Source organism: Pinirhizobacter sp., assembly GCF_035317885.1.
Lineage (GTDB): Bacteria > Pseudomonadota > Gammaproteobacteria > Xanthomonadales > Rhodanobacteraceae > Pinirhizobacter.
On record NZ_DATHFX010000434.1, the window covers coordinates 1 to 7,559 of the forward strand.

The following is a 7,559-nucleotide window of genomic DNA, read 5'->3' on the forward strand; positions in this document are numbered from 1 at the left end:
GGAACTGTCCAGCTTCACCCGGGCGGCGGACTCGCTGGGCATGCCCAAGGCGAGCGCCTCCACGGCAGTCCAGGAGCTCGAAGCGCTGCTGGGTACCCGGCTGCTGCACCGTACGACCCGCCGCGTGCAGCCAACGCAAGATGGCCAGGCCTTTTACGAGCGGGTTCGTGATCTCCTGGCCGACGTCGACGAAATGCAGTCGATGTTCCGCGACGGCAACGAAGCCTTGCGCGGGCGCCTGCGCGTGGACATGCCAAGTTCCATGGCGCGGTCGATGGTGATTCCGCGCCTGGGAGGCTGGCTTGCCCAGCACCCGGGGCTGGAGATCGAAGTGAGCAGCAGCGATCGAAGGGTGGATGTGGTCCGCGAGGGCTTCGACTGCGTGGTGCGCGTAGGGCACGTTGCCGAATCGAGCCTGGTGGCGCGACGGCTGGGCGCCATGCGGATGATGAACTGCGCAAGCTTGGGTTACCTTGAGCAGTACGGCGAGCCGCGGACCCTCGATGACCTCGCCCGCCACCGCCTGGTGCATTACGTGACGAACCTCGGTACGAGGCCTGAAGGTTTCGAATATCAGGTGGATGGGGAATATCGCAACCTGCCGATGGCGGGCGTGATCACCGTCAACAGCATCGAGTCGTACCAGGCCGCGTGCGCCGCCGGCCTTGGCATCGTGCAAGTGCCCGCAGGCGCCATGCACGTGCAGGTCGAGGGCGGGACGATGGTTGAGATCCTTGCGGATTTTCCCGCCGAACCCATGCCGGTGTCGCTGGTTTATGCCCATCGCCGCAACCTGCCGCGCCGGGTGAAAGTGTTCATGGACTGGATCGAAGACGTGCTGCGACCCTACCTGGACGCGCCCTAGGCGTCGTGCCTGCCCAGGCCATTGACCCTTGCAGGGAGCCGTGACACCGTGGATGGACCGATTCCATCGAGGGTACTGCCATGGCCGATGATCTGGTTTTCTATACCAATCCGATGTCGCGCGGCCGCATCGCGCGCTGGATGCTGGAAGAAGTAGGGCAGCCCTATCGCACGGAGATCGTGCAATTCGACAGCATGAAATCGGCGCAGTACCGGTCGATCAACCCAATGGGCAAGGTGCCGGCCATCGTCCATCGCGGCACGGTGGTTACCGAATGCGCGGCGATCTGTGCGTACCTCGCCGATGCCTTCCCGCAGGCCAACCTGGCGCCGCCGCCCACCGACCCACGTCGCGGGCCTTACTACCGCTGGATGTTCTTCGCCGCCGGTCCCCTCGAGGCCGCAGTGACCAACAAGGCACTGAATTTCCAGGTGCCCGCCGATCGCGAAGCCATGGCCGGCTACGGGAATTTCGAAGCGACCATGGATGCCCTGGAATACGCGGTGAAGCAGAACGAATACATCTGCGGTTCGCAGTTCACCGCGGCCGATGTCTACGTGGGTTCACACGTCGGCTGGGGCCTGATGTTCGGCAGCATCGACAAGCGGCCGGCATTCATGGAGTACGCCAGCCGCCTGCAGGGCCGGCCCGCCGCGCAGCGGGCCCGCGAGATCGACGATGCCCTGTTGCCGAACAAGGACGATGCGTCGAAGAAAGCCGGCTAGCCCATCAAGCGCCCAGCCGTGCGATGCCGGGGTCAGAGCCGTGCTCTGACCCCCACACCTACTTGCCCGCGGCCGCCCCTGCGCCAAGGTGGCTCACACGCCAGATGGTGTTCGAACCGTCGTCGCTCACCAGCAGCGAGCCATCCGGTGCCACCGTCACGCCCACCGGCCGGCCCCAGGCCTGCCCCGTGGGCAGCACGAAGCCAGTGAGGAAATCCTCGTAGACGCCGCTGGCGCGCGTGGTGCCATGGCGCGGCACGCGGATCACTTCGTAGCCGGCACGCGCCGAGCGATTCCACGAACCGTGTTCGGCGGCGAAGATGTCGCCGTGGTACTGCGCGGGGAATTGCCTGCCGTCGTAGATGGTCAGCTGCAGCGATGCGTTGTGCGGGTTCAGCAGCACGTCGGGCACGATCGCCTTGGGGCCAAGTTCCGGATGCTTGCCGGCGTGGCGCGGATCCTGGTGGTTGCCCATGTACCACCACGGCCAGCCATAGAAACCGCCTTCCTGCACATGCGTGATGTAGTCGGGCACCAGGTTGTCGCCCAGGCCGTCGCGCTCGTTCACCGACGTCCACACTTCGCCGGATGTCTGGTCCACCGCCAGGCCCACCGGGTTGCGGATACCCGAGGCGTACACCTTCATGTCCGAACCATCCGGGTTCATCACCAGGATGTCGGCGCGGTTGTGTTCGGCGGGGGTGGTGTCCACGTCGTCGACATTCGAGGACGAACCCACCGACGCATACAGCCGTTTGCCGTCGGGTGAGAACGCCACGTCGCGCGTGGTGTGGCCACCGCCGTGGGGCAAGTCAATAATGTGCTCGGGCTTGCCCTGGACCTTCAGGTCGCCGTTGGTGTACTTGAAGCGGACGACCTCGTCGGTATTGCCGACATAGATGTACTGCGGGTTCGGCCCGGGCGGATAGAAGGCAATGCCGAAGGGCTCGTTAAGGCCCGTGGCGAACACTTGCTGGCTGGCCGGCTTGCCATCAGCTGTCATGCCGCGGAACACGGTGATCTGGTCGGCGCGGGTCTCGGCGACGAATACATCGCCGTTGGGGGCCGTGCGCATCAGGCGCGGGCGCTTCAAGTCTTGCGCGTAGATATCCACCTTGAAGCCGGGCAGCGTCTTGGGCCAGACGTTCGCCGGGCGCGGTACCACCTTCGGCGCGTTGCCTGCCGAAGGCGTGGCAAATGGCTCGGGCAGGTCAGCCACGGTGATCTTGCGCGCCTTGCCGGGCGCTTCATAGCGGAAATCGGTAAACGGCGCCTTCGGCGGCGGCCAGCTTTCGTTGGCGATCGGCGCCTGGGCATCAGCGGAGGCGCTTGCCTTGGCCACATCGCCTGACTTGAGCAAGCTCACCAGTTGCCAGCGCTCAGCTTCGGTGAGCTTGTCCCAGGCGGGCATGCCGTTGTTGACGCTGCCGTGGGTGATGAACCAGAAGAGCTCCCCATCCTTCGCCTGCCGCACCTTGTCGGTGGCAAGGCCAGGGATGTTGCCGTTGCCCTGGCCGGCGGCGCCGTGGCAGTTCGCGCAATTGGTGGCGTAGAGGCTGGCGCCCTGCTGGATGGCGGCCGGTTGTCCGGCCAATGGATTGGCCGTCTTGGCGGCCGAAGCGGGGACACCGTCGAAACCCGTTTGCGCCAGCGCCGCTAGAGGCGCCGCGAGCGCGGTGAAGGCGACGAAGAGATAGGCCCGGTGCGCGAGGCGCGGCCCGACGGCCCGATCAAGACTCAAGTGCAGCATGGTTATTCCTTTGCCTGGCACGGCTAGTGGCCCCAAACTCCACACGGGAGTGTACCGGCCAAATGTCACGGGTGCGTGATACGAAAGTCATGCATCAAAGCTGTACCTTCGCTGTGCAATTCATGAACCCAAGGCATAAACCTGCGGCACCCACCGTCAACTTGCGAACGCGGACAACCGTTTTATGTCCCGTGTCCAACGAAAGGCGAGGCGCCATGAAGAAGCTATTGCTGATTGCCGGTTTGTGTGCGTTCGCTGCCATGGCCACCGGCTGTATCGTCGTGCCGGCACGTGGCGGTTATTACCACCATCCGTATTACCACGGGTACTCCCACGGCTATGACCGCGGCTACGACCGTTGATCAGGTGGCGATGGACCACATGCGCAGGAGGTTGTGGTAGCAGCCGGTGAGCTGCACGCGCGCTGCCTGGTCGGCATCGGTCGCGGTCAATCTTTGGATGGCCGTGTCCAGTTCGAACAGCAGCGCGCGTTGCCCGTCGTCGCGCACCAGGCTTTGCACCCAGAAGAAACAGGCGGTACGCATGCCGCGGGTGACCGGCTCCACGCGGTGCACGGAGCTGGCGGGGTAAAGGATCATGTCGCCGGCGGCAAGCTTCGCGGCATGCGTGCCGTAGGTGTCTTCCACCACCAGCTCGCCGCCGTCGTAGCTTGAAGGATCGGCCAGGAACAGGGTGGCGGAAAGGTCGGTGCGGATTTTCGTGCCGCTGCCGGGCAGGTAGCGGATCGAGCCATCCACGTGGCTGCCGAAGTGCATGCCGCCTTCATAGCGGTTGAACATCGGCGGGTACAGGCGGTCGGGCAGGGCGGCGCTTACGAACAGGGGATTTCGCCTGAGCGCGGCCTCGACCACGCCGCCGAGCTCCACGGCCAGCGGCGTGCCTTCGGCGATCTGCTCGTTACGCTTGACGTGGGCACCCTGGTGGCCGGCCGTGGCGCGGCCGTCCACCCAGGGGGCATCGGCCGCATGAAGCCTTTCCACGAACGAGCGCAGTTGCCCTGGTTCCAGAACGCCGGCGATGTGCACGAGCATGGCAGCGGGCTTCCTTAGGTCAGATGCGGTAGTTCACCGTGAGCATTTCGGTGCGGCCGGCACCGGGGATGGAGCGGCCGCCGTCGGACTGGATCACGCCACTGATGTACTTCTTGTCGGTGAGGTTCAGGAAGTTCAGGCGCAGGTCGTACTTGCGCTGATGATAGGCGATCGTGCCATCCCACCGCACGTAGCCGCCCACGCTCACCAGCTCCTTGTTGTCCGCATAGCGCTGCGACACATAGGTGGCGCCGCCGCCGAACTCCCAGTCGTGGCCGACGGTATAGGTGGTCCAGGCGGTGGCGCTGTTCCTGGGGGTATTGCCCAGCACGTTGCCCTGGCTGCCGTCCGCGGCCTTGACGATCTCGGAGTTCAGGCGCGTGTAGCCGGAGAAGACCTGCCAGTGGTCGGTGATGCGGCCGGTGATGCCAAGCTCCCCACCGCGCACGCGCACATTGCCATCCAGTGCATACACACCGGTGTCCACCTGGGTGCGGGCGTTGGTCTTGGTCACCTGGAACAGGGCCGCGTTGATCGCCAGGCGGTCGTCGGCAAGCGTCCACTTGGCGCCGCCTTCGATCGACTTGTTCTTTTCAGGTTTCAGCGACTGCGTACCGCTGGTGACGGTGAGCGTTTCCAGCGAAGGGTCGAACGAGGTGCCGTAGGACACGTAGTACGACTGTTCGGCCGAGGGCTGGAAGATCAGGCCGCTGCGTACGGAAGTGAAGTACACCGTCTGCTTGGCACTGAACGGCGCGGTGATTGAGTTGTCCAGCTGCGCGGAGAAACGATCCCGGCGCAACCCCAGCACGGCCTGCCACATGTCGCTGAAGTGCATGGTGTCGTTGGCGTAGTAGGCAAAGGTGTCGGCGCTGCCCTGGGCATGATTGCCCAGCACCTGCTTCACGTTGGCCGGCTGCGCTTCGCGCGGCGGGTCCACCAGCGACACCACCGGCAGGCCCGTGCGGCTATAGGCCTGGTTGTCGTAGTTGTCATGGCCAAGCTCGATGCCGGCGATGTAATCGTGGCGGATCGGGCCGGTATCGAAGCTGCCGGTAAGGTCGTTCTGGGTATCGAGCGAGCGGTCGTGGATCACGCGGTCGTGGCTGGCCAGCTGCACCATCAGGTCGTCCAGCGGCAGGTTGGTCAGGTTGCCTTGGGTCTTGTCCAGCGCAACCCCGGTGTTGGTCAGCACCGTGTTCGGCGCGGTCTCTCGTGCATCGGTGGTGTAGTGGCTGTACTGCACCTGGCTGCGCAGCTTCAGGTCGTCGTTGAAGGTGTGCTCCAGGCGGCCGCTGAAGACACCCACGGTCTGGATGGTGCGGTCATCGGTGAAGCCGTAGTAGTTGTCCTGGTTCACCTTTGCTGGCGCGCGGTTGACCGGCGGCAAGCCGTAGTCGGGCTTGTCGTTGTTGCGTTCGAGCAGGGCCGACAGGGTGATTTCCGTCGGCGTGCCGATGCCGAAGCGCACCGAAGGCGCCAGGCCGCCGTCGCGGTTGCTCACCACGTCACGAGTGGAATGGACATCCTGCGCATAGGCGTTCACGCGCAGCGCCGAGGTGGCCGACAGCGGCGTGTTGTAGTCGCCGCTGATGCGATAGCGGTCGTCGGTACCGACGGTGGTGCTGAGCTGCCCGAAGCTGCGCAGCTGGGGCGATTTGCTCACCTGGTTGATCACGCCGCCGGTGGAGCCGCGGCCGAACAACATCGAGGACGGCCCCTTGAGCACTTCGATGGCATCCAGGTCGAAGGTGTCGCGATAGTACTGGCCGCGGTCGCGGAAGCCGTCGAGGTAGATGTCCGTGCGGGCGGAGAAACCGCGCAGGTTGACGTTGTCGCCGATGGTGCCGCCCTCGGCTGCGGTGATAGTGATGCCCGGCACATTGCGCAATGCGTCCTGGAAGCTGGTGGCGCCCTGGGCTTCGAGCAGGTTGCGGTTGACCACGACCACGGTCTGGGGAATATCGCGGATCGCGGTCGGCACCTTGGCTACATGCGAGGTATCGGTGTCGTAGTCCTGGCCCAGGATGCTGCCGGTGACGTGCACGGCGCCGAGCGTCTTGGCCGACGAGCCGTCCTGGTCGCTGGCGCTGGCCTGGTCGGCGGACTGGGCCAGGGAAACGGCGGGCATGGCGAGGGCGGCGAGGAGGGCCGCGGTGAGCGCGTTGCGTCGGGACATGATCTTCGGAGGCCTCATGGGAACGGAAATACAAATGCGAATCGTTGTCATTATTACCGGGCCGTAAGCATTTGCAAAGCGCAACATATTGCGAATGCCGCTGTTTACTGCGGTCGCAATCATCAAGTTCCTGATCGCCGGGCCGTTAGCAGCCTATGAGGGGCGCGACGGGCGATGCCCTGGGATCGACACGGGGCAAATAGAAAATGGCGGCTTGGTTTTCGCGCATGGCACTGGCCACGCGCGTGTGGTTGGTGATGACGGTGGTGGTGCTGGGCCTGGCCGCGCTCTGCGCGTTGTCGGCGGTGGACAGCCGTGCACAGCAGATGAAGAGCCTTTCCCACAGCCTGTCGCACCAGGTGGACAGTGCGATATCGATCATCGAGGCATTCCGGGTGCGCTCGGCCAAGGGGGAGTTCGACGAGGCCACCGCGCGCCGTCTTGCGCTTGCCGAGGTCCAGGCGATTCGTTGGGATGGCGGCACCGGTTACCTGTATGCCTTCGACTCGAACCTGGTGCTGCGCGAACATCCGCTACGTGGCGACCAGGTGGGCAAGAGCATCGCCGACGATACCGATGTGCACGGCTTCCATCACTACCGTGCGTTGCTCGAGGGCGACAAGGCCGATGGCACGGCCGAAGTGCGCTATACGCAGCTGGTGCCAAAGACCGGGGAAGCCCGCGACAAGATCGGCGTGTCGCGCTGGTACAAGCCATGGGACCTTCACATCGTGACCGGCGCGTACTTCCAGGACATCGACCAGGCGTTCCGCCAACAGTTGATTGCCAGCCTGTCCAGCGCCGCCATGATCGGCGCGATCGTGGTGCTGATGGTATGGCTGTCGCTGCGGAGCATCGGACGCACCCTTGGCGGCGAACCCCACGAGGCCGTGGCCATGGCTTCGCGCATCGCCGGCGGTGACCTGCGTCCGGATGATGTTTCCCATTACCCGCCCGACAGCCTGCTGGGCGGCCTTGAACGCATGCG

The 7,559-nt window shown here is 64.8% G+C and carries 7 protein-coding genes; 4 read left to right on the top strand and 3 right to left on the bottom strand.

Annotated features, from left to right (window positions below):
- Window positions 1–865, top strand: an 865-nt coding sequence (locus VK519_RS14275) for a LysR family transcriptional regulator (RefSeq protein WP_324350832.1), incomplete at its 5' end; no start/stop codon positions are given.
- Between the two features lie 80 nt (window positions 866–945).
- Complete coding sequence (locus VK519_RS14280; protein ID WP_324350834.1) at window positions 946–1,590, top strand: glutathione S-transferase family protein; 645 nt, start codon at window positions 946–948, stop codon at window positions 1,588–1,590.
- Window positions 1,591–1,648: 58 nt separating this feature from the next.
- Here the strand turns inward: VK519_RS14280 and VK519_RS14285 are convergent, their stop codons facing one another.
- Entirely contained in the window at window positions 1,649–3,340 is a 1,692-nt protein-coding gene (locus VK519_RS14285) for a PQQ-dependent sugar dehydrogenase (RefSeq protein WP_324350836.1), read from the bottom strand.
- Between the two features lie 215 nt (window positions 3,341–3,555).
- On the opposite strand from VK519_RS14285, the gene VK519_RS14290 reads away from it, so the two are divergent.
- Window positions 3,556–3,702 carry a hypothetical protein gene (locus tag VK519_RS14290; RefSeq protein WP_324350838.1) on the top strand — a complete coding sequence of 49 codons (147 nt, stop codon included), beginning with the start codon at window positions 3,556–3,558 and terminating at the stop codon, window positions 3,700–3,702.
- Here VK519_RS14290 and VK519_RS14295 read toward each other — a convergent pair whose 3' ends face one another.
- Both VK519_RS14295 and VK519_RS14300 read right to left on the bottom strand, forming a co-directional pair.
- Window positions 3,703–4,392 (bottom strand): Fe2+-dependent dioxygenase, encoded by a 690-nt coding sequence (locus tag VK519_RS14295; RefSeq protein WP_324350840.1) that lies wholly within the window; start codon window positions 4,390–4,392, stop codon window positions 3,703–3,705.
- Window positions 4,393–4,411: 19 nt separating this feature from the next.
- On the bottom strand, window positions 4,412–6,571 hold the full coding sequence (locus tag VK519_RS14300; RefSeq protein WP_324350841.1) for a TonB-dependent receptor: 2,160 nt from the start codon (window positions 6,569–6,571) through the stop codon (window positions 4,412–4,414).
- Window positions 6,572–6,798: 227 nt separating this feature from the next.
- Here VK519_RS14300 and VK519_RS14305 point away from each other — a divergent pair.
- Window positions 6,799–7,559, top strand: a 761-nt coding sequence (locus VK519_RS14305; protein ID WP_324350842.1) for a cache domain-containing protein, incomplete at its 3' end; no start/stop codon positions are given.